Source organism: uncultured Campylobacter sp. (assembly GCF_938018035.1).
Classification (GTDB): domain Bacteria; phylum Campylobacterota; class Campylobacteria; order Campylobacterales; family Campylobacteraceae; genus Campylobacter_B.
Window position 1 is genome coordinate 1 of record NZ_CALIJF010000269.1, and the last position, 1,268, is coordinate 1,268.

Annotated in this window: 2 protein-coding genes; both read left to right on the forward strand. The window is 29.1% G+C overall.

What is annotated here, in order from left to right:
• The first annotated feature begins 219 nt into the window (after window positions 1-219).
• Entirely contained in the window at window positions 220-354 is a 135-nt protein-coding gene (locus Q0257_RS08000; protein WP_297921526.1) for a hypothetical protein, read from the forward strand.
• Between the two features lie 4 nt (window positions 355-358).
• Window positions 359-1,096: a hypothetical protein gene (locus tag Q0257_RS08005; protein ID WP_298023771.1), complete on the forward strand. Its 738-nt coding sequence runs from the start codon at window positions 359-361 to the stop codon at window positions 1,094-1,096.
• Window positions 1,097-1,268 lie beyond the last annotated feature (172 nt).

Here is a 1,268-nt window from a genome sequence, read left to right on the forward strand (position 1 = left end):
CCGCAAGCTTGCCGCTCAGGGCAAATGCGGCTGCGGCAAATAAAATTTAAGCGGGTTCTTCCCGCTTAAATTTATCTTTCAATTTTATAAATTTTACCTCGATAGACAAATTCCAAAATGCTTGAGTCAGACAAGCGAAGTAGCTTTAAATTTAATACTATCCCAAGCGATAAAGAAGTAAAATACGAAATCGCTTAAGATCGCTAGCAAGGGATAAGGATGAACGAAGCAAAGCCCAAAGAGTTAAAGAAAATTCTAAACGAACGACGTCAAAATGTGGAGCAGAGCTCTGGGAATAGTTTTAATCTTGAAAGCTTAAAATGCCCAATTCAAATAAACGGAATCTGGAACTAAAAAATTGTCTAGAAATTTTAATGATAGAAATTCCAATATAAATATAAATGCCCATTGTAAAAAAGAGTTAATAATAAAGGATTTTAGTGCTTTAATAGGTTTTTGCCAATTTTGTATATTAATATTGATCATAATACTTTTTCAAACAGGAATATTGTCTAATTTTGGTATTGAAAAATTTTCCGAATCAGAAGATTCTTATTTTTTCATTATTTTTTGCACTATTATTCCATTTATTAGAATTATTGAGCGCGATAAACCATTTAATAGGCGCTTTATAATTTTTAACGAAAAATTTATTTCGGTAGAAGTCGAAGGAATAAAAATCTTCCGAATAAATCTAGATGAAATTATTAAGATATCTAAAAATATGGATACTAGGACTTCTACACCAGAATATTTTCCAATTTCAAAAGAACTCTTCTATTTCTGTATATTTGCTACCGTAATAACAATGATCTTATTTGTTTTTAAAGACTTTATAGTTGTATTTATATTGTTAGCTACAATATTCATTCTTCCAAAGAATTTAATTTGTACTGTAATTGGTGGCTTGGAAGCAAACAAAATATATGATCGTTTGGCAATATATTCTAAAGATGGCATCATAATAAATACTTTTATAAATTCCAATAAAGATTATTCGGAATTAAAGAGATACTTTTTATTACATAAGAGTATTAATATAGATAATGTTAGAAAAGAATTTATGATATTTCACAAGGAGTCTAAACATAGATAAGAGAGAATTAAATGCGCAAATTGAGCTTGATCGCGCAGAAAAGAATTTTCAAAATTTAAAGATAGTGCTCTGCTATTTTGTAATATAATTGAAGCTAGGTTCAGTAAATTTAATATCCATCTAAGCTACAAAAGGCAAAATAGGCAAACTTTCGAAATCGCTAGCGAGGGAT